This is a genomic window from Nonomuraea sp. NPDC049504 (assembly GCF_040676845.1).
GTDB classification, from domain to species: domain Bacteria; phylum Actinomycetota; class Actinomycetes; order Streptosporangiales; family Streptosporangiaceae; genus Nonomuraea; species Nonomuraea salmonea.
On record NZ_JBFAPT010000001.1, the window covers coordinates 701753 to 721140 of the forward strand.

General features: G+C 71.0%; 16 protein-coding genes, 4 tRNA genes, 1 pseudogene and 1 riboswitch. Of the genes and pseudogenes, 12 read left to right on the top strand and 9 right to left on the bottom strand.

The features are described from left to right. Positions 1 to 138: 138 nt before the first annotated feature. Positions 139 to 450, top strand: a complete 312-nt coding sequence (locus AB0K28_RS03130) for a DUF6401 family natural product biosynthesis protein (RefSeq protein ID WP_364364417.1) — start codon at positions 139 to 141, stop codon at positions 448 to 450. A 97-nt stretch (positions 451 to 547) separates the two neighbouring features. Here AB0K28_RS03130 and AB0K28_RS03135 read toward each other — a convergent pair whose 3' ends face one another. Together AB0K28_RS03135 and AB0K28_RS03140 are read right to left on the bottom strand one after the other, a co-directional pair. Continuing rightward, positions 548 to 1330, bottom strand: a complete 783-nt coding sequence (locus tag AB0K28_RS03135) for a hypothetical protein (RefSeq protein ID WP_345409267.1) — start codon at positions 1328 to 1330, stop codon at positions 548 to 550. A 160-nt stretch (positions 1331 to 1490) separates the two neighbouring features. Further along, on the bottom strand, positions 1491 to 2255 hold the full coding sequence (locus AB0K28_RS03140; RefSeq protein ID WP_364364420.1) for an aldolase/citrate lyase family protein: 765 nt from the start codon (positions 2253 to 2255) through the stop codon (positions 1491 to 1493). A gap of 77 nt (positions 2256 to 2332) precedes the next feature. Here AB0K28_RS03140 and AB0K28_RS03145 point away from each other — a divergent pair, with 77 nt between their 5' ends. The 3 genes from AB0K28_RS03145 to AB0K28_RS03155 all read left to right on the top strand — a co-directional run bounded on the left by AB0K28_RS03145 (position 2333) and on the right by AB0K28_RS03155 (position 5351). Then, positions 2333 to 3490, top strand: coding sequence for a four-carbon acid sugar kinase family protein (locus tag AB0K28_RS03145; protein ID WP_364364423.1), 1158 nt, complete (start codon positions 2333 to 2335; stop codon positions 3488 to 3490). Beyond that, on the top strand, positions 3487 to 4485 hold the full coding sequence (gene pdxA, locus AB0K28_RS03150) for a 4-hydroxythreonine-4-phosphate dehydrogenase PdxA (protein ID WP_364364426.1): 999 nt from the start codon (positions 3487 to 3489) through the stop codon (positions 4483 to 4485). The genes AB0K28_RS03145 and pdxA overlap by 4 nt, the downstream gene beginning before the upstream one ends. 68 nt (positions 4486 to 4553) lie before the next feature. Beyond that, entirely contained in the window at positions 4554 to 5351 is a 798-nt protein-coding gene (locus AB0K28_RS03155) for a DeoR/GlpR family DNA-binding transcription regulator (protein ID WP_364364429.1), read from the top strand. A 118-nt stretch (positions 5352 to 5469) separates the two neighbouring features. On the opposite strand, the gene AB0K28_RS03160 is transcribed toward AB0K28_RS03155, so the two are convergent. From AB0K28_RS03160 to AB0K28_RS03180, 5 genes are all read right to left on the bottom strand, one after another. Further along, positions 5470 to 5541: transfer RNA gene (locus tag AB0K28_RS03160), tRNA-Val, on the bottom strand. A 19-nt stretch (positions 5542 to 5560) separates the two neighbouring features. Beyond that, a tRNA-Gly gene (locus tag AB0K28_RS03165) sits at positions 5561 to 5632 on the bottom strand. 49 nt (positions 5633 to 5681) lie between these two features. Beyond that, positions 5682 to 5752, bottom strand: a tRNA-Cys gene (locus tag AB0K28_RS03170). A 15-nt stretch (positions 5753 to 5767) separates the two neighbouring features. Next, positions 5768 to 5839: transfer RNA gene (locus AB0K28_RS03175), tRNA-Gly, on the bottom strand. A 106-nt stretch (positions 5840 to 5945) separates the two neighbouring features. Continuing rightward, on the bottom strand, positions 5946 to 7925 hold the full coding sequence (locus tag AB0K28_RS03180; RefSeq protein WP_364364432.1) for an N-acetylmuramoyl-L-alanine amidase: 1980 nt from the start codon (positions 7923 to 7925) through the stop codon (positions 5946 to 5948). A 206-nt stretch (positions 7926 to 8131) separates the two neighbouring features. Here AB0K28_RS03180 and AB0K28_RS03185 point away from each other — a divergent pair, with 206 nt between their 5' ends. From AB0K28_RS03185 to AB0K28_RS03220, 8 genes are all read left to right on the top strand, one after another. Next, positions 8132 to 8407 carry a hypothetical protein gene (locus AB0K28_RS03185; protein WP_345386706.1) on the top strand — a complete coding sequence of 92 codons (276 nt, stop codon included), beginning with the start codon at positions 8132 to 8134 and terminating at the stop codon, positions 8405 to 8407. A gap of 18 nt (positions 8408 to 8425) precedes the next feature. Then, a complete protein-coding gene (glmS, locus tag AB0K28_RS03190) occupies positions 8426 to 10246 on the top strand; it encodes a glutamine--fructose-6-phosphate transaminase (isomerizing) (RefSeq protein ID WP_364364435.1) in 1821 nt (606 codons plus the stop codon). 58 nt (positions 10247 to 10304) lie between these two features. Then, positions 10305 to 11060, top strand: coding sequence for an SAM-dependent methyltransferase (locus AB0K28_RS03195; protein WP_364364438.1), 756 nt, complete (start codon positions 10305 to 10307; stop codon positions 11058 to 11060). A 100-nt stretch (positions 11061 to 11160) separates the two neighbouring features. After that, a complete protein-coding gene (locus AB0K28_RS03200; RefSeq protein WP_364364441.1) occupies positions 11161 to 12126 on the top strand; it encodes a tripartite tricarboxylate transporter substrate-binding protein in 966 nt (321 codons plus the stop codon). A 4-nt stretch (positions 12127 to 12130) separates the two neighbouring features. Then, positions 12131 to 12336, top strand: a riboswitch (cobalamin riboswitch). A gap of 105 nt (positions 12337 to 12441) precedes the next feature. Beyond that, a complete protein-coding gene (locus tag AB0K28_RS03205) occupies positions 12442 to 14601 on the top strand; it encodes a ribonucleoside-diphosphate reductase subunit alpha (RefSeq protein WP_364364444.1) in 2160 nt (719 codons plus the stop codon). A 14-nt stretch (positions 14602 to 14615) separates the two neighbouring features. Then, positions 14616 to 15611 carry a ribonucleotide-diphosphate reductase subunit beta gene (locus AB0K28_RS03210; RefSeq protein WP_364364447.1) on the top strand — a complete coding sequence of 332 codons (996 nt, stop codon included), beginning with the start codon at positions 14616 to 14618 and terminating at the stop codon, positions 15609 to 15611. A 19-nt stretch (positions 15612 to 15630) separates the two neighbouring features. Beyond that, positions 15631 to 16692 (top strand): mechanosensitive ion channel domain-containing protein, encoded by a 1062-nt coding sequence (locus AB0K28_RS03215; RefSeq protein WP_364364450.1) that lies wholly within the window; start codon positions 15631 to 15633, stop codon positions 16690 to 16692. A gap of 238 nt (positions 16693 to 16930) precedes the next feature. Continuing rightward, entirely contained in the window at positions 16931 to 17395 is a 465-nt protein-coding gene (locus AB0K28_RS03220; RefSeq protein ID WP_345386692.1) for a TspO/MBR family protein, read from the top strand. Position 17396: 1 nt separating this feature from the next. Here AB0K28_RS03220 and AB0K28_RS03225 read toward each other — a convergent pair. Beyond that, positions 17397 to 18247, bottom strand: a pseudogene (locus tag AB0K28_RS03225) (DUF2804 domain-containing protein). Positions 18248 to 18318: 71 nt separating this feature from the next. Then, entirely contained in the window at positions 18319 to 19230 is a 912-nt protein-coding gene (locus AB0K28_RS03230) for a CPBP family intramembrane glutamic endopeptidase (protein WP_364364453.1), read from the bottom strand. Positions 19231 to 19388: the final 158 nt, after the last annotated feature.

A 19388-nucleotide genomic window follows, 5' to 3' on the forward strand; every position in this document is an offset into this window, starting at 1 on the left:
AGGGGTCGGTGTCGGGCTGGCCAATGGGGGATGACCGCCTCTCTCCCCAAGAGACCGTCGCCGCGACGGCGGGGGAGGGCCGGGTGTTGAGATGCCCCATTAGGGGGTTGACCTTGGAGAATGCTTTACAGTGTCCAAGTGGTCTTCGAGGATGGATGGGCGGTTTCGCCCCTGCGCTGGCTGATGAACGCACTGGGCGACGCCCAGCTCTCCCGTATGGGCCGTGACCCCGCTCTGGTGGCCGCGGTGGACCAGCACGCGGCGGAGCTGCGCGACGCCATCCCGCTCGACCGCGAGACGCTGGGCGACTACCTGCTGGGTTTCCTCGACGAGCTGCGCCACCGCGGCTGGTCCTTCACCGACGAGCCCGACGCCCCGTCCCTGCGGCTGACGGCGGTCTGCTACCTGACCCGCGAACTGGGCCTCCTGGAAGACGGCCACCCCGCCTGAGCGCGCTCACCCGGGTGGACCGGCGCGGGCCCCAGGCGGTTCGCCCGGGGCTCGTGCCGATCGTGCCGGTGGCGCTCGCGTGGCGGGCGCCCCCAGGTCAGCCAGGAGGCATGTCGGAGCGGGTGGCGCCGCCGCCGCGCGTGCCGCGCATCGGGGCGGTCTCCTCGCTCATCGACCGGGCGTCCTCCCGCCCGCGCTGATACGCCTCCGCATGCGCCCTGGCCTGCGGAGCCTCCTCCTCGATACGGCCCAGCCAGCGCTCCCAGCGCTGCTGCATCGGCCGGATGAGCCCGCCGCCGATGCCGATCGCCGCGATCGCGCCGATGGTGGCCAGCACCGTGACCAGCACCGGCGTGGTGACGGTCGTGGCCACACCGATCTGGTTGAGCGCCGCGATGATGCCGAGTGCCCAGATGAACACCGCCGCCGCCGTCGCGATCCAGCGACCGTACGACAGGCCGCCGAGCGCGCCGGACAGGATGTCCCTGACGGCCCTGGCCACGGCACCCGCCACCACGATGATCACGATGGCCACGATCGCCAGCGGCAGCCAGCCCACCACCGCGGCGAGCAGCGCCGAGACCGGGTTGGGCCCGAAGACGTTGAACGCTATCTGCAGGGTGACCAGCAGGATCGCATAGAAGACGATCTTGGCGATCAGGCTGCTCGCATCGTACTTGCTGCGCTCCAGCCAGCGCCGCATCCCGCTGCGCTCGACCGCCCGGTCGAAACCGACCCGTTCGAGCACCTTGTCGACGATCTTCTCCAGAGCCTTGGCCACGATCCACCCGATGATGAGAATCACGAGGAACGCGACCAGCTTCGGAACGAACGCCGCTATTGACCGCCAGGCGTCAGCTATGCCTTGGCCGAAATTGATGTCCACGGTTTCCTCCTCTGAGGAGCCAATGCCTCGGCGCTACCCGGACAGAAACCGCCTATACACAGAGAGCCACCAAATAGTTCACATTGCGGTCAAAACTTCCTATATCACGTAAAGGCGCCTCGACTTCGGCGCCCGCCTCAGCGGGTGGGGCGGGTCAGGCGGAGGTGGCGGCTTTCAGGTGGGCGGCGGCGGACTGTTCCAGGTGGTTGAGGTCGCCGGCGACGGTGGCGAAGGTGAAGCCCTCCGCCAGCCGGCGCGCCGCCTGCTCGCCGCTCGGGTTGTGGATGCCGGCCGCGATGCCGGCGTCGGCCGCCGCCGTACGGATCCGCTCAAGTGCCGCCTCGAAGACGTCGGCGACCTCGGGGTCGTTCGGGAACCGGCCGCCCACGGCCAGGCACAGGTCGGACGGCCCGACGTACACGCCGTCCAGTCCCGGCGTGGCGCAGATCTCCTCGATGCCGGCCAGCCCCTCCGGCGTCTCGATCATCGCCAGGACGAGCACGGTCGCGTCCGCCTCGGCGGGCGTGGGGCCGATGCGCAGCATCGAGCGCATGGGCCCGTACGAGCGGCGCCCCGCACCGGGGTAGCGCGCGGCGGAGACGGCACGGGCGGCGTCGGCGGCGCTGTCCACGAGCGGCACGATGACGCCCGCCGCACCGAAGTCCAGAGCCCGGCCGATCACCGCCGGATCACCCGACTCCACCCTGACCAGCCCGGCGGACCGGCCGCCCGCGTCGATGGCCATGAGGTTGGCGAGCAGCCCCGACGTGCCGATGAAGCCGTGCTGGCCGTCGAGGGCCACGTAGTCGTACCCGAGCCGGGCCAGCCGCTCGGTGGCGACGGGCGCGTCCAGGACCACCCAGTAGCCGACGGCTCGTTCCCGATCGCGGATCTTCCTGGCGAACTCGGCTGCGGTCACGGGCCTCTCCTGACTCCTCGTGTACGCCCTTTCGCTCACTCTGGCATCGTCTGCGCGTTTCGTGCAATGCTTGTTGCGTGATTCGCGCACAGGCGGATGCGGTGCTCGTGCTCGCCGACGATCTGACCGGGGCGGCGGAGACGGCCGCCGTGCTGATGCCCGCCGCCGGTGCCGCGCTGATCGCGCTGTCCGGGCCGCCCTACGACTCCGCGCCGCCGGTGCTGGTCGCCGACCTCGGCAGCCGGTACCACTCCGACACGAAATCCCTGGTACGAGCGGCACTCGCGCACGCGGGCGACCGCAGAGTCCTCGTCAAGATCGACTCCCTGCTGCGCGGGAACGTCGCCGCCGCCATCGCCGCCGCCTGCCTCGACGCGCCCGTGGTGCTGGCCCCCGCGCTGCCGTCCGCCGGTCGTACGGTCGTGGGCGGAGTCCCGTACGTCGAAGGTGTCCCGCTGCGCGAAACGCGCACCTGGCACATCGAGCCCCGCCCCGCACCCGCCACGGTCGCCGAAGCACTCGACGGCCACCCCTCCACCCTCATCCCCCTCGACACGGTCCGCGCGGGGCACCCCGCATTGACGCGAGCGCTCAGCGGGGCAGAGGGGGTGGCGATCTGCGACGCGGAGACGGACGGCGACCTCGACGCGATCGTGGCCGCCGCGCTCGCCGCCGACCCGCGTACCCGGCTGGCCGGTGCGGGCGGCCTCGCCGCGGCCCTCGCCCGCACCCTCGGCGGGACCGTCACCGACGTGCCCCGTCCCGCGAAGCCGGCCGGCGACGCGCCCCTCCTGGTGATCGTCGGCACCGTGCACCCGGGCGTGTCCGACCAGGTCGAGCTGCTGCTCCAGCACGGCGTCCAGCAGATCACGCTGAGCGCGGACGAGCCGCAGGACATCGCGGCGCCGCGCCTGCGACGAGCCCTGGAGGCCGGACCTGCCGTCCTCACCACCTCGGGCCCCTTGACGGGCGCTTGGGAGGAGATCGTCACGGGCGCCCTCGCAGGCCGTCCCGCGAACCTCGTCCTGACCGGCGGCGGGACGGCGAGGCGGGTGCTCGACGCGCTCGGCGTCCGCGAGCTGACCCCCGTCGGACAGGTGCACCACGGCGCCGTCCACAGCCACGCGCCTCAGGGCCACGCGGTCGTCACCAGACCCGGCAGCTTCGGCGGCCGCGACAGCCTGCTGCGCATGGCCGCCCACCTCGCGCCTCACCACTTCGAAAGGCTGACATGAGCACACCTCTGATCGCCCTCACCATGGGGGACGGCTCCGGCGTCGGTCCGGAGGTCATCGTCGGCGCCCTGCTGGCTCCCGAGCCGGCCGGGTTCTGCCGCCCGGTCGTCATCGGCGACGCGGGACGCCTGCGCCAGGCCGCCGCCGTCCTCGGCGTGTCCGCCAGGATCGAGACGGTCGGCGGAGTGGCGGACGCGGTGTTCGAGCCGGGCCGGATCAACGTCATCGACCCCGGCCTGCTGCCCGCCGACCTCCCGTGGGGCGAGGTGTCGGCGGTGGCGGGGAACGCGGCGTACGAGTACGTCCGGCTGGCCGGCTCGCTGGCGATGTCCGGCGAGGTGCAGGCGATCTGCACGGCTCCGCTCAACAAGGAGGCCCTGCACGCCGCCGGCCACGTCTTCCCCGGCCACACCGAGCTGCTCGCCCACCTGACCGGCACCGAGGAGGTGTCGATGATGCTCTCGACCGCCAAGGTCAAGGTCATCCACGTCACCACCCACATTGGCCTCATCGACGCGGTCGCCCGCATCGAGCCCGGCCTGGTCGAGCGGACGATCCGGCGGGGCGCGGCGGCGATGCGCGGCTCCGGGCTGGAGCGTCCCAAGATCGGCGTGTGCGGGATCAACCCGCACGCGGGGGAGAACGGCCTGTTCGGGTACGGCGAGGAGGAGGAGAAGATCGTGCCCGCCCTCGATCGGCTGCGGGCCGAGGGCATGGACGTGCACGGCCCGCTCCCCGCCGACACCGCCTTCTTCCTGGCCGGACGCGGCGACTACGACCTCATCGTGGCCATGTACCACGACCAGGGCCACGGCCCCGTCAAGATCCTCGGCCTGGAGGCCGGCGTCAACATCACCGTCGGCCTCCCCGTCATCCGGACCTCGGTGGACCACGGCACGGCCTTCGACATCGCCGGCAAGGGCCTCGCCGACCCCGGCAGCATGCTCGAAGCCCTCCGCCAGGCCGCCGAGCTCTCCCAGGCCCGAACCTCATGACGACCCCATCACCGCACCTGGGGAAGGCCGAGCGGCCTGCGGGAGAAGGGGGCGCGGAGGAGCGAGCCGTGGGCAAGCAGGGGGCGAAGGGGCGGGGCGCGGGGGAGCGGGCGGCGGACGTGCGGCGGGAGGAGATCGTGCGGCTGGCCACCGAGACCGGCCTGGCCGGCGTCGAGGAGTTGGCGGCGCGGTTCGGCGTCACGCAGTCCACGATCCGGCGGGACCTGGCGCATCTGAAGGCGGCCGGGCTGCTGGCCCGCACGTACGGCGGCGCGATGGCGGTCGTCACGCACCCGGAGGCGTCGCTGCGGCAGCGGATCGGGGAGGCGTTCGAGGCCAAGCGGGCCATCGCGAGCTGGGCGGCGGCGCAGGTACGGCCGGGGGAGACGATCCTGCTGGACTCGGGCTCGACCACGGGCGCCCTGGCCCACGAGCTGCGGGACGCGGCCGACCTGACCGTGGCGACCACGGGACTGACCGCGTTGCAGGAGCTGGTGGGGACCGGCGTGCACGTCGAATGCCTGGGCGGCACGCTGCGCCACGTCAGCCAGGGCTTCGTGGGCCCGCTCGCGGAGGCGGCGCTGAGCCGGATGACGTTCGACCGCGCGTTCCTGGGCGCGGACGGGGTGACGGCGGAGGGCGGGATCTGCGAGGCCAGCCTCCAGCAGACCCGCCTGAAGGAGCTGATGATGGCCCGCTCCCACCACGTCTACGTCCTGGTCCACGCCGCCAAGCTGGGCCGCCGCCCCTTCCACGCCTGGGCCCGCATGCCCGACCGCTGGACGCTGGTCACGGACACCTCCGCCACGGACGACCTCCTGGAGCCCTTCACAGCGAGAGGCGTGGAAACGGTGATCGCCATCTGACGTCCTCGACGAGACGGCTCTCAGTAAGGCGGGGATGGCGTCACGGACAGTCCGGGCCGGGCGTTCCGGACGACGAAAAGCCCCAGACCACGAAACCGTGGGCTGGGGCCAGAAGGGGTGGACGATACTGGGATTGAACCAGTGACCTCTTCCGTGTCAGGGAAGCGCTCTCCCGCTGAGCTAATCGTCCGTATTGAGTTGTCACTCAGAGCGGAAGACGGGATTCGAACCCGCGACCCTCACCTTGGCAAGGTGATGCTCTACCACTGAGCCACTTCCGCATGGCGCTGTCTTTACTTTAGCGGATCCCGGAGGGTCCGCCGGCCGCCGAGGTGGAGACGGGATTTGAACCCGTGTAGACGGCTTTGCAGGCCGCTGCCTCGCCTCTCGGCCACTCCACCAGGAGTCTTGCTCCGAGCGGAAGACGGGATTTGAACCCGCGACCCTCACCTTGGCAAGGTGATGCTCTACCACTGAGCCACTTCCGCGTGTCTGCCCCCGGCGGCGATGCGCCGGGTCCACGGGAAAACCATATCGTCTCCGCGGAGTGCCCGTGCGCATCGCAGGGGTTCATGGTCGAAACAAGAGCCGGGTTCAGGCGGACGGATGCACCAGCCGTACGTCCGACGCCATCACGAACATCACCCGGTGACCGAGCTGGATCTGGTGGTAGCGGGTCGTGCCGGTGGTGGTGACGTGCTTGGAGGGGCGGTAGGCGTTCGCGGAGTAGTGGGTGCCGGTGATCGTGTCGCCCACCGTGTACGTCTGTCCCGGCGGGATCGTGTACTTGAGCGGCGTCAGCGGCTGCACCGACGCCTTCGAGTAGGCGGACTTCTCGGGATAGGCCCGCCCGTACACCTTGACCGCCCCCGAGAGGGGCGTCACCAGCGGGCCCTTGGCGGGGATGGCGGTCGGGTCGGAGGCCGGGTTGTGGAACCACGCCTTCTGCCCGAGGTACCAGATGGCCGTCCAGTCGCCCTTGCGCTCGGCGACCGCGTACCGCTGGCCGGTGGAGGCGCGGGCGCTGTGGTCGTACACGCTGTACGTGCTCGCCTTCCCCGGGCGCTTGCCGATGTCGTCGACCAGGGGAGCGGTGTGGCTCGGCGACTTGTGCAGCCACACCGTGGAGGCCCCGTGCGGCGGGCACTTCTTGTCGGGCTTGGTGGTCTCGCAGCCGGTGAAGCGCGGCCGGTGCGTGGCGTAGTCGGGGCGGATGATGATGGAATCGCCGTCCTTGGCCGCCTTGAACGGTTTCTTCATCAGCTCGAAGTAGTGCGCCCAGTCCCAGTAGGGTCCGGGGTCCTCGTGCATGCCGGCCACGGTCGCGGGCGTCGTGCCTGGGACGTTGTCGTGGCCGAGGATGTGCGCCCGGTTGAGCGGGATGCGGTACTTGGCGGCGAGATAGCGCACCAGGCGGGCCGAGGACCGGTACATCGCCTCGGTGTACCAGGTGCCGCCCTTGGCCAGGTAGCCCTCGTGCTCGATGCCGATCGAGCGGGTGTTGACGTCCCAGTTGCCGGCGTGCCACGCGATGTCGTTGGTGGCGACGTGCTGGGCGACGTGCCCGTCGCGGGAGCGGATGGTGTAGTGCCAGCTCACGTACTTGGGGTTGCGGATGAGGGAGGGGATGCCCTGGTAGCCGCCCTCGGTGTCGTGGATGACGATGTAGTCGACCGAGCGCTTGCGCGACAGGCGGTCGTGGTTGCCGTAGTCGCGGTTCTTCTTCTTGCCGAAGCGCTTGAACGCGGCGGGCATCCACTCACAGTGCAGTGAGGCGGGGCACTCGGCTTTCCCGCCCCCAGCCGTGTGGCCCTTGGGCGTGCTCGGCTGCTCCTGCTCGTCGGTCCCGGGGACGTCGTCGTCCCAGGCGAAGTCGTCGGGGTCGCCGAGGTGGGGGAACGTGTCAGGGTCCCAGGTCCCGAGGTCGGGCACGGGGTCGAGCTCCACCAGGTGCCCGTCGTCGGTACGCCGCCGCGCCCCCTCCCGCATCACCGAGAACACCTCGTCGGCGAACGCGTCGGCCGCCTTCGGGTCGTCGGTGCCCGCGTACTTGGCGACGGCGCCGTGCCAGTCGGCGGGGTCGGAGCTGGGCTCGCCCTGGTAGGAGGCGAGCAGGGCGGCGCCGGCGCGGATGTTGGCGGCCGGGTCGTCGCGCAGCCGCTCGGGCGGCAGCCCGGCGAGCCGGCCCGCCTCGGGCAGCGTGGTCTGCTGCTGAGCGTCGGAGACGCGCAGCGCCGCGTGCGCGTGGGCGGGCGTCATCGGCCTGGTCTCGTCGCCACGCGGGTCGCCGTGGGCGTCGCCGAGGTGCTCGTGGACGCCGGCGGGGAACGCGTCCACCAGGTGCATCGGCCCGTACCCGCCGGCGGTGCTGGGCCGGCCGCCGTTGGCGTCCCACCGGGACTCCAGGTACGACACCGCGAGCAGCACGCTCTCCGGTACCCCGTACTCGCGGGCGGCCGCGGCGAAGTCGGCCTGCCGTCCCCCCGATGAAGTGGGGGCTGCGGACATGAGGGGGACGGTGGCCGGCGCGGTGAGGACGCCGGCGGCGACGGCGGCGGCGAGCCAGAGCTGCATGAACATCTCCCCAGGAACGTCACGATACGACTACTCACCGTAACCATTCCCAGAAAGGGATGTGTCAGGCGGGTCGGATGATACGCATGTGATCGGCCTTGAACGCGGCATCCCGATCGACGAAGCGGTGCCCTTGAGCGCATTTCCTGCCCGATATCGGGCAGGATGTTGGCGTGTCTCACTCCAGAGCCGTAGGGTCCTCGTCTGTGTCCACGGCACGGCATCCGTACGAAGACCTCATCGCGCACCTGACGCGGACGAGTCCACTCGGTCCAGGCGAGGCGGCCCGCGTGGTCGCCGACGTGCTCGCCTACTTCTCCGAGCCCGCCGAGGAGTTCGTCAGGCGGCGGCACGGCGAGCTCAAGGCGCGCGGCCTGACCAACGACGAGATCTTCCCCCGGATCGCCTCCGAGTTACGGAGCCGCAGGGTCGCGGCTCCGGAGCTGTCGCTCAGGCAGCTCCGCAGAATCGTCTACGGATGAGATGAAGAGGAGACCTCGATGTGCGGAATCGTGGCCTATGTCGGCCCCAAGGACGCCGCGCCCATCCTGCTGGAGGGGCTGCAGCGGCTGGAATACCGGGGCTACGACTCGGCCGGGGTCGTGGTGTCCAACAAGGGGCTGAAGGTACGCAAGGTCAAGGGCCGGGTCGCCGACCTGGCGAAGGTGGTGCCCGCGCGGTTCAAGGGCAGCCTCGGCATCGGCCACACCCGCTGGGCCACCCACGGCGTGCCGAGTGACGTCAACGCCCACCCCCACCTGTCGGCTGACGAGCGCATCGCCGTCGTCCACAACGGCATCATCGAGAACGCCGCCGAGCTGCGCGCCAAGCTGGAGGCCGACGGCGTGGTGTTCGCGTCGGAGACCGACACCGAGGTGCTGGCCCACCTGATCGCCCACGCCGCGGACGAGAACGACACGCTGGAAGAAGCCGTCAGGAAGACGCTCAAGAGCGTCGTCGGCACGTACGGCATCGCGGTGATCGACGCCGAGCGGCCCGGCGAGGTGGTCGTTGCCCGCAACGGCAGCCCGATCGTGCTCGGCATCGGCGAGAAGGAGATGTTCGCCGCCTCCGACGTCGCCGCGCTGGTCCGCTACACCCGCCAGGTCGTGCACCTGGAGGACGGCGAGCTGGCCGTGCTCAAGGCCGACGGCTTCCACACCTTCTCCAGCGACGCGCGCGAGACGGCCAAGGAGCCGCTGACCGTCGACTGGGACGCCGGCCACTACGACACCGGCGGCTACGAGCACTACCTGCTCAAGGAGATCTCCGAGCAGCCCGAGACGATCACCCGCACGATGAGCGGCCGGCTCGACGAGCGCTTCCACGTGGCCCACCTGGGCGGGCTCAACATGGACGCCCGCGAGACGCGCGGCTTCCGCCGGGTGAAGATCATCGGGTGCGGGTCGGCGTACTACTCGGGGCAGATCGGGGCGCAGCTCATCGAGGAGCTGGCGCGCATCCCGTCCGACGCCGAGCCGGCCAGCGAGTTCCGCTACCGCAACCCCGTGGTCGACCCCGACACCCTCTACGTCGCGATCAGCCAGTCCGGCGAGACCTACGACACGCTCGCCGCCGTGCAGGAGCTCAAGCGCAAGGGCGGCCGGGTCATCGGCATCGTCAACGCCGTCGGCAGCGCCATCGCCCGGGAGGTGGACGGCGGCATCTACCTGCACGCGGGGCCCGAGGTCTCGGTGGCGTCGACGAAGGCGTTCACCTCGACGTGCCTGGCGTTCGCGCTGCTCGCGCTGCACCTCGGCCGGGTGCGCGACCTGTCGCCCGCCGACGGCCGCCGCATCGTCGAGGGACTGCGCCGGCTGCCCGGCCAGATCGAGCAGGTCCTCGGGCAGAGCGACCGCATCGCCGAGCTGGCCAAGAAGTACGCGCCGCACCCGAGCATGATGTTCGTCGGGCGCGTGCGCGGCTACCCGGTGGCCCGCGAGGGCGCGCAGAAGCTCAAGGAGATCTCGTACGTGCACGCCGAGGCGTACCCGGCCAGCGAGCTCAAGCACGGGCCGCTCGCGCTGATCGGCCCCGACATGCCGACGGTCGCGATCGTCCCCGACGACGAGCTGCTCGACAAGAACCTCACCACGCTCGGCGAGATCCGCGCCCGCGGCGGTCAGGTGCTCATGGTCGGCCACCGCGAGCCCGACGCCAAGCTGGCCGACGACGTGATCGTGATCCCGAAGAACGAGATCGAGCTCGACCCGATCCTGCTGACGATCCCGCTGCAGCTCCTGGCCTACTACGCGGCCGTGGCGCTGGGCCGCGACGTTGACAAGCCACGCAATCTCGCCAAGAGCGTTACGGTTGAGTAGCTAATCCAAATTGGCCCGGACTATCGTTATCTCGGCCCGGACGGCATAAATTCAAAGGGTGCGGCAGTTCGACCATCGCAGGCCCCATCCCGCACGCATGTATGACTACATGCTCGGCGGGAAGGACAACTTCGCGGTCGATCGCCAGGCCCTCGATCAGCTCGCCGAGCTGATCCCGGAGGCGGTCCCGCTGGCCCGCGCGAACCGGGCCTTCCTTCAGCGTGCCGTACGCTACGTCGCCCGCGCCGGGGTCGACCAGTTCCTCGACCTCGGCAGCGGCCTGCCCACGCAGGGCAGCGCGCACGAGGTGGCCCCCGACGCCAAGGTCGTCTACGTCGACAGCGATCCGGTGGTGGGGGCGCACGCGGCGGTCCTGCTCAGGCGCACTCCCGGCCGGGCCAGGTTCGTCCAGGCCGACCTGCTCGACACCGAGGACGTGCTGGCAGGCGCGGGGGAGTTCCTCGACTTCGAGCGGCCGGTCGGCGTGCTGCTGGTGTCGATCCTGCACTTCCTGCCCGACTCCGACGACCCGCAGGGCGCGGTGGCGGCGCTGCGCGAGCGGCTGGCGCCGGGAAGTTTCCTGGTCGTCTCGCACGCCACGACCTCTCGCGGCGAGGAGGACGAGCCGCCGCGGGGCCGCGCGGGCAGCGGGACGGATCGCTCGCCGGCGCGCATCAGGGCGTTCTTCGGCGACTTCCCGATGGAGCCGCCGGGGCTGGTGCAGGCGACGGACTGGCGGCCGGACCGGCCCAAGCTGGTGGGTGACTGGTCACTCCCTTCGTCCCTTATGGCCGGAGTCGCCCGTAAAGCCTAATAAGCCCGAAAATCAAGAAAAAGCGCAACATATATCGATTTTGAATAGCGACCATGACCCCGGTGTATAGCCTGCCGTAATGGGTTAATAACCTAGAGTAATGGGGGATTCGGGGGAGAAGCACATGCGCCGGCGGCGCTTTCTGGCCTGCGGGCTGGGAGTGGCCGCCGCCATCGCGGGCTGCGGCACGGAGCGGGCCGGCGGGCACGTGCCGATCACCGGGTTCACCCTCAAGCCGGACGGGCGGCGCTGGGAGCGGGTCGGGCAGGCGTTCGCGGGAGCGGCCCTCGCCGTCGGCTACGAGCCGGGCGGCGGCTTCGACCTGACCCTGAGCGGCCTGCCCGCGCTGGCCGCGGCCGAGCTGAACAACGGCCAGAGCATCATCGACACCGCCACCCCGCTCGCCAGGCTCAGCGGGGAGGCGCTGGTCGTGGTCGTCCCCGACTCCTCTCCGCTGAAGGACTTCGGCGACTTCGGCGCCAGACTGCTGGCCGATCCAGGCCACACCATGCTCGCGGGCGGGTCGCAGGGCGAGCCGGACCACCTGCTGTTCGGCCTGATCGCGCGGGCGCTCGGCGCCGACACCCGGCAGGTCGACTACACCGGCTACCCCAGCGGGCCCGAGGCCGTGGCCGCGCTGCTGTCCGGCAGGGCCGTGGCCGCCGCCGGACCGCTGTCCGACTGGCGGCCGGGGCTCAAGCGTGGCCGGATCAGGCCGCTCGCGGTCTCCTCGGCCGTCCGCGTGCCGGAGCTGGACGCGCCGACCCTGCTGGAGTGCGGCGTGCGGGTCGACTTCGCCGAGTGGGTGGGCGCGTTCGGGCCTGAGGACATGGACGAGGAGAGCCGCGAGGCGGCCGTGCGCCTGTGCGAGGAGGTGCTCGGCTCCGCCGCGTGGGAGGCCGCCTGCCGGGCCGCGGGCTGGCTGCCGATCCCGCTCGCGGGCGACGACTTCGCCCACTGGCTGGACACCGAGCTGGCCCGCACTCGCGCCGTGCTGCGGGATCTCGGCATGGTCGACACGACCAAAGCCACAACATGCTGGGGTAGTTGCGGGAACGGCCACTAGATGTAGGATCTCGGTCGTCGCTGGTTCGCCTTCTCGGAGGCGGAGCAAAAGGGAACCCGGTGCGATTCCGGGGCTGCCCCGCAGCGGTGAGCGGGAACGACCGCCGTCACAGAGCACTGGAGAGATCCGGGAAGCGACGGCCAGTAGGAGCTCCACGGACGTGGAGCGGGCCCGCGAGCCCGAAGACCTGCCAGCGGTGTGCAGTGTTCATGGCCTCGAGGGCGGGTCTGGCACACGCGGTCCGGCGCGCCTCGCGCCGCGCTCCGCCGTGCTCTCGCCTGCCCTCATGGGGAAGCTCGCGAGGAGAGAGAGCACGTGACCCAGATCGTTGAGGTTGACCGCCGCCTGGCCATCGAGGAGGCCGCGGCCCGGGTGATCGCCGATCCGGCCAACTCCCGGGTCGCCGCCCGGCTGCTGGCCGAGGAGATCGCCGACGAGGCGGCCGGGCACGGCGTGCGGACGTTCTCCGAGTCGATCGCCGCCACCCACGCGGCCGGGCTCGTCCAGGACCGCCTCGCCGCGTTCGTCGCCGCGCACGCGGCCGAGCTGGACGCGCTGGTCTCGGACGTGGCGGACGACCGCTTCGAGTATTTCGGGCTGCGCACGGTCTACGACCGCTACCTGCTGCGCCACCCCGAGACGCGCGCCGTGCTGGAGCGGCCCCAGCACTTCTTCCTGCGGGTGGCCTGCGGGCTGTCGGAGACCGTGGCCGAGGCGGCCGAGCTGTACGCGCTCATGTCCACGCTGTCGTACCTGCCCAGCTCGCCCACGCTGTTCAACTCCGGCTCGCGCCGTCCGCAGCTGTCGTCCTGCTTCCTGCTCGACTCGCCCCGCGACGAGCTGGAGGCCATCTACGACCGCTACGGCCAGGTGGCGCGGCTGTCGAAGTACGCCGGTGGCATCGGCATCGCGTGGACCAGGGTGCGTTCGCGCGGCTCGCTGATCAGGGGCACCAACGGCCACTCCAACGGCATCGTGCCGTGGCTGCGCACGCTCGACTCCTCCGTGGCGGCGGTCAACCAGGGCGGCCGGCGCAAGGGCGCGGCCTGCGTCTACCTGGAGACCTGGCACGCCGACATCGAGGAGTTCCTGGAGCTGCGCGACAACACCGGCGAGGAGGCCCGCCGCACCCACAACCTCAACCTGGCCAACTGGGTGCCCGACGAGTTCATGCGCCGGGTCGAGGCGGACGAGATGTGGTCGCTGTTCGACCCGAAGGAGGTGCCCGACCTCACCGACCTGTACGGATCGGCGTTCGAGGCGAGATATCGCGCTTACGAGGCCGCCGGGCGATATGTCCGGCAGATCCCTGCCCGCACCCTCTACGGCCGCATGATGCGCACCCTCGCCCAGACCGGCAACGGCTGGATGACGTTCAAGGACGCCGCCAACCGCACCTCCAACCAGACCGCCCGCCCCGAGAACGTCATCCACCTGTCCAACCTGTGCACCGAGATCCTGGAGGTCACCAGCGACGCCGAGACCGCGGTGTGCAACCTCGGCTCGGTCAACCTGGCGGCCCACGTGGCCGGTGACGACCTGGACTGGGAACGGTTGCGCGGCACCGTGCGCACGGCCGTGCGCTTCCTCGACCGCACCATCGACCTCGGCTTCTACCCGACGCTGCAGGCCGAGGCGGCCAACAAGCGGTGGCGGCCGATCGGGCTCGGCGTGATGGGCCTGGCCGACGTGTTCTTCACGCTGCGACTGCCGTTCGACTCGCCGCGGGCGCTTGAGCTGTCCACCCGGATCGCCGAGGAGATCGCGCTGGCCGCGTACGACACCTCGGCCGACCTCGCGGCCGAGCGCGGCAGGCACCCGTCGTACGACGAGACCAGGGCGGCGGGCGGCGTGCTGCACCCCGACCACTACGGCGCCGCCACCGGACCCCGCTGGGACGCGCTGCGCGCGAAGATCGCCACGACCGGCCTGCGCAACTCGCTCATGGTCGCCATCGCCCCGACCGCCACCATCGCCTCGATCGCCGGCTGCTACGAGTGCATCGAGCCGCAGGTGTCCAACGTGTTCAAGCGCGAGACCCTGTCGGGCGAGTTCCTGCAGGTCAACCGCTACCTGGTGGCCGACCTGCAGGCGCGCGGGCTGTGGACGGCGGCGCTGCGCGACGACCTCAAGCGGGCCGACGGCTCGGTGCAGCAGGTGCCCGGCGTGCCCGACGACCTCAAGCTGCTCTACCGCACGGCCTGGGAACTGCCGCAGAAGGCGCTGATCGACCTGGCCGCCGCGCGGCAGCCGTACATCGACCAGTCGCAGTCGCTCAACCTGTTCATGGCCAGCCCGACCATCGGCAAGCTCTCCTCGATGTACGCCTACGCCTGGAAGAAGGGCCTGAAGACCACCTATTACCTGCGCTCGCGGCCCGCGACGCGCATCGCGCAGACCACGGTCGCCGCGCCCGCGGCGCAGGCGGTGGCCTGCTCGCTGGAGAACCCGGAAACCTGCGAAGCCTGCCAGTAAGGAGCCCCCGCGACATGTTGCTCGACCCCGGCATGGACCTCACCCTGCGGCCCATGCGCTACCCAGACTTCTACGAGCGCTACCGCGCCGCGATCCGCAACACCTGGACGGTCGAGGAGGTGGACCTGCACTCCGACCTCGCCGACCTGGCGAGGATGACGCCGCAGGAGCGGCACCTCATCAACCGGCTGGTCGCCTTCTTCGCCACCGGCGACTCGATCGTGGCCAACAACCTCGTGCTCAACCTCTACCAGCACGTCAACGCCCCCGAGGCCCGCCTGTACCTGAGCAGGCAGCTCTTCGAGGAGGCCGTGCACGTGCAGTTCTACCTGACGCTGCTCGACACCTACCTGCCCGACCTGGACGAGCGGGTCAAGGCGTTCGCCGCGATCGAGCACATCCCGTCGATCCGCGACAAGGCGGAGTTCTGCTTCAAGTGGATCGACTCGATCGGCGGGCTGCAGCGGCTGGAGACGGCCGCCGAGCGCCGCCAGTTCCTGCTGAACCTCATCTGCTTCGCCGCCTGCATCGAGGGCCTGTTCTTCTACGGCGCCTTCGCCTACGTCTACTGGTTCCGCTCGCGCGGGCTGCTCGGCGGCCTGGCCACCGGGACGAACTGGGTGTTCAGGGACGAGTCCATGCACATGGAGTTCGCCTTCAGCGTGGTCGACACCGTACGGGCCGAGGAGCCCGAGCTGTTCGACGACGAGCTGGGCAAGCAGGTCACCGAGATGCTGGAGGAGGCCGTGGCCGCCGAGCTGGCCTTCGCCGCCGACCTGTGCGGCGACGGCATGCCGGGCATGAGCGTGGGCCAGATGCGCCAATATCTCGAGTACGTCGCCGACCAGCGGCTCGCCCGGCTCGGCCTGCCCCGCAGGTACGGCTCGGCCAACCCCTTCGCGTTCATGGAGTTGCAGGACGTGCAGGAGCTGGCCAACTTCTTCGAACGGCGTGTCTCTGCGTACCAGGTGGCGGTTGAGGGCAATGTGAGCTTTGACGAGACGTTCTAAGACATAGGGGGCAAGAAACGTGCAGTCTCCAGCGGACTGGCCGATCCTCTTGATCTCGGTGGTCGGCTCGATCCTCCTGGTGGAAGTGGCCCGGCGCCTGCTCAACAGGGCCGGCCGCAAGTGGGCACTGGCCCAGCACCTCGTGGAGCACTGCACGTGGCCCGCCTTCCTGACGGCCGCGATCGTCGCGTTCAACCTCGTGTTCGGGCCCGGCATGTTCGGCGACTCGCCCTCCGAGCGGGCCCTCGGCGTGACCGTGCAGCAGGCGCTCGGCCTCGTCACCATCGCCGTGGTCACCTGGCTCATCGTGCAGGCCGCGTACGCGCTGACCGACGTCATCCTCGACCGGCTCGTCCAGGTCGAGGGCGAGCGCAACCGGCGGGCCCGGCGCATCATGACGCAGATCGGGCTCGTGCGCCGCATCGCCGCCGCCGTCGTCATCGTCATCGCCCTCGGCGCGATGCTCTTCTCCTTCCCCCAGGTGCGGGCGCTCGGCGCCGGGCTGCTCGCCTCGGCCGGCATCGCGGGCGCCGTCGTCGGCATCGCCGCCCAGTCCACCATCGGCAACGTGCTGGCCGGGCTGCAGCTCGCCTTCAGCGACGCGCTGCGGCTGGACGACGTGGTCGTGGTGCAGAAGGAGTGGGGGCGCATCGAGGAGCTGACGCTGACGTACGTCGTGCTCAGGCTCTGGGACGAGCGCCGCCTGGTGCTGCCGGTCTCGTACTTCACCCAGAACCCGTTCGAGAACTGGACCCGCCACGGCAGCCGCGTGCTCGCCGTGGTGTACCTGCGGGTGGACTGGTCGGTGCCGGTGCCCAAGCTGCGTGAGGCCCTCTACGCCTTCCTCCAGGAGAACCCGCTGTGGGACCAGAAGGACTGGACGCTCCAGGTCACCGAGGTGCTGCCGAACGGCCTGGTCGAGCTGCGGGCCCTGATGAGCGCCGCCGACTCGCCGTCGTCGTGGGACCTCAAGTGCGACGTGCGCGAGTTCCTCGTCAACTACGTCAGGGAGAACTTCCCCGAGTCGCTGCCGCGCTTCCGCGTGGAGACGCCGGAGAGCCGCGCGGGCGCCGGCGAATAATCGGTGGCCGGGGCGTCGAACGCCTGCCTATCGTGGAGATCGTCCAGCGTTGATCAGCTGTCTTCGCCCGGACGCGCGGCCCTGAAAGAAGAGGGCCGCCGGGCCACGGCCTGGCCGGTGGGAATGGCGCCCCCCGGCCGGACTCCGCCCTCGCCCCGGGCCGGTTGACGCCGGCCGGGCCCGGGGCCCAGCCGCGACGGCGCGCGTCGATGGACGCCGGCGGGGCAGGGGGGACGTCATGAAAGGCAAAGTCCTCCTGAAGACCGCACTCGCGGTGACCGCGACCGCCGTCGCCGGCTCGCTCGGCACCGACCCGCGCTCCACCTGGTACCAACGGCTGAAGAAGCCGTCGTGGCAGCCGCCGCCCCAGGCGTTCCCGCTGGTCTGGACCCCGTTGTACGGGCTCATCACGTACGCGGGCGCCCGTGCCGTCTCCCAGACCGGCCCCGAGCGCAGCCAGGCGTTCAAGCGGGCGCTGACCGCGAACCTGCTGCTCAACGCGGCCTGGCCGGCGCTGTTCTTCCGCACCCGCGCCCCGAAGCTGGCGCTCGCCGAGATTTTCGTGCTCAACGCCTCCAACGCGCTGCTCATCCGCCGGACCTGGCCGGCCGACCGGCGCGCCGCGCTGGCGCTGCTGCCGTACGCGGGATGGACGGTCTTCGCCACCGCGCTCAACACCGCCATCGCCCGCCGCAACCCCTGACTCACCAGCGCTGGCGAGCCTCCTCCGCCCAGCCGGTCAGGCCGTCGAGATCGACCCAGGCGCCGTCGTCGGCCCGAGCCCGGCCGCTGAAGTGCCCGAAGCACTGGTGCGTCTCCGACCCCACCACGCCCAGCTCCGTACGGGCGACCCGCTCGTGGAACGGCGTGAACACCGCCTGCACCCGTTCCCCGGTGATGCGCCACGGCTTCGTCCAGTCGCCGCGGTCGTAATGCCAGGCGAGCTCCTCGCCGATCTTGTGCAGTCTCCCGTCCACGAACAGGGCGTTCTCCGTCATCCCGGTGCCGTCGGTCCACTTGCCGCCGAGCTGGATCGCCCGTCCCGGCGCGCTGCCGGCCGCCCAGTTCCACACCGCGCGGTACGGCCAGCGCCCCCGCCCGTGGTCGAGCACCGCGAACGCCTCGCTCCCGCCGATCTCGTACGTGGCCGCGCCGAGCCTGAGCCGGCCGCGTACGGGACGGCCGACGTCCTTGACCGTGTACTGGAAACGCCGCGGCCCCCATGGCACCACCACGCCCAGCGACTCGTGCCCCTCGGGCAGCGGCACCTCCAGCTCCACCTCGGCCTGCGCGGTCACCGCCCTGATCGTGCTGCCGCCCGGCTCCTGCGCCAGGTCGAGGGCGAGCCCGGCCGCGCGGGCCGACACCCGGCCCGTGCAATCACGTGCGAGGGGGTGACCACCCCCCAGTACTCCCAGCGCTTGGTCCTGCCCCAGCCGCGCAGGTTGGCGCGGTGCAGCGGGCGGCGCGTCCAGCCGACCGCGCGGGGGTCGAGCCGCCCGTCCGGCAGGCACAGATCGACGGCCGCCGTGATCTCCCGCTCGTGCGTCACCATGATCGCAGCGTACGCCGGGCGGGCGCGGCAGCCCCATCCGGCTGCCGCGCCCGCCCGGCGGTGCCGCGATCTCAGTGCGATCGCCCGGCCTCCGGGCGGTAGCCGAGCTTGCCGCGCGTGGCGATCAGCACCACCAGGGCCGCGCCCAGACCAGCGAGCAGGGTGACCATGCCGGCGCTGTCGGGGTCCGCGATCGAGGGGAACATGTCGGAGTAGATGATCGACATGAAGTTGTTGACGCTGACGTGCAGCACGATCACCAGGGGCAGGCTCTGGCCGGTGCGGTTGAACACCCAGGTGATGACGAAGCTGAAAGCGCTGGCGAAGACGACGAAGATGCCGATCCGCTGCCAGGTGACGTCCGGGTAGCCGCCCCACTCAGTGAGGTAGAGGGGCAGGTGCCACACGCCCCACAGCGGGCCGAGGATGGCGGTGGCACGCAGCGGGCCGTACCTGCGCTGCATGCGGGCCAGCGCGAAGTCACGCCAGCCGGGCTCCTCGGCCAGACCTGTGGTGATCATCTGCAGCAGCAGGCCCGGGATGTACGCGACGAGCAGCACCATGGGCGGCACCTGCGCGGCGCCGTCGGAGACGGCCAGGGAGGTGACGATGAGGACGGCGGGCACGCCCAGTGCGGCGCCCGCGTACCAGCCCCAGTGCACCTGCCACTTCGTCATGCGGCCGATCCAGCGGCGCACGCCCTCCTTGCCCTCGGTCAGCCGGGTCACCAGGTAGGCGGAGAAGATCGGGCCGAGGTAGGCGCCGGGGAGCACCCCGGCGAGCTGGGTCGTGCCGAGCAGGGCGGGGAAGTCGAAGTCCCAGACGCCCATGCCCTGGTTGGAGAGCGCGTACGGCAGCCATGCGACCCAGCTCAGCAGGTTGGCCAGGACGAAGTAGCCGGTCAGCGGGTAGCGGCGGATGAGCCCGCCCAGCCCGCCCTGGCGTGGCGGGTCCTGGAGGCCGGGGGTGCTGTCGACAGCCATGTCGGTGAAATCCCTTGGGGAGGTGTGCTTGACGGACAGGACAAGCACACCAGCGGGGACCCTTTCCCGTCGTTCCCGCGTACGCCCCAATGGTGGTACAGCCAGGGGTACCGTTTCCTGACCCGCGCCGTGGCCGCCGGGCGGTCTCGCGGAGTCAC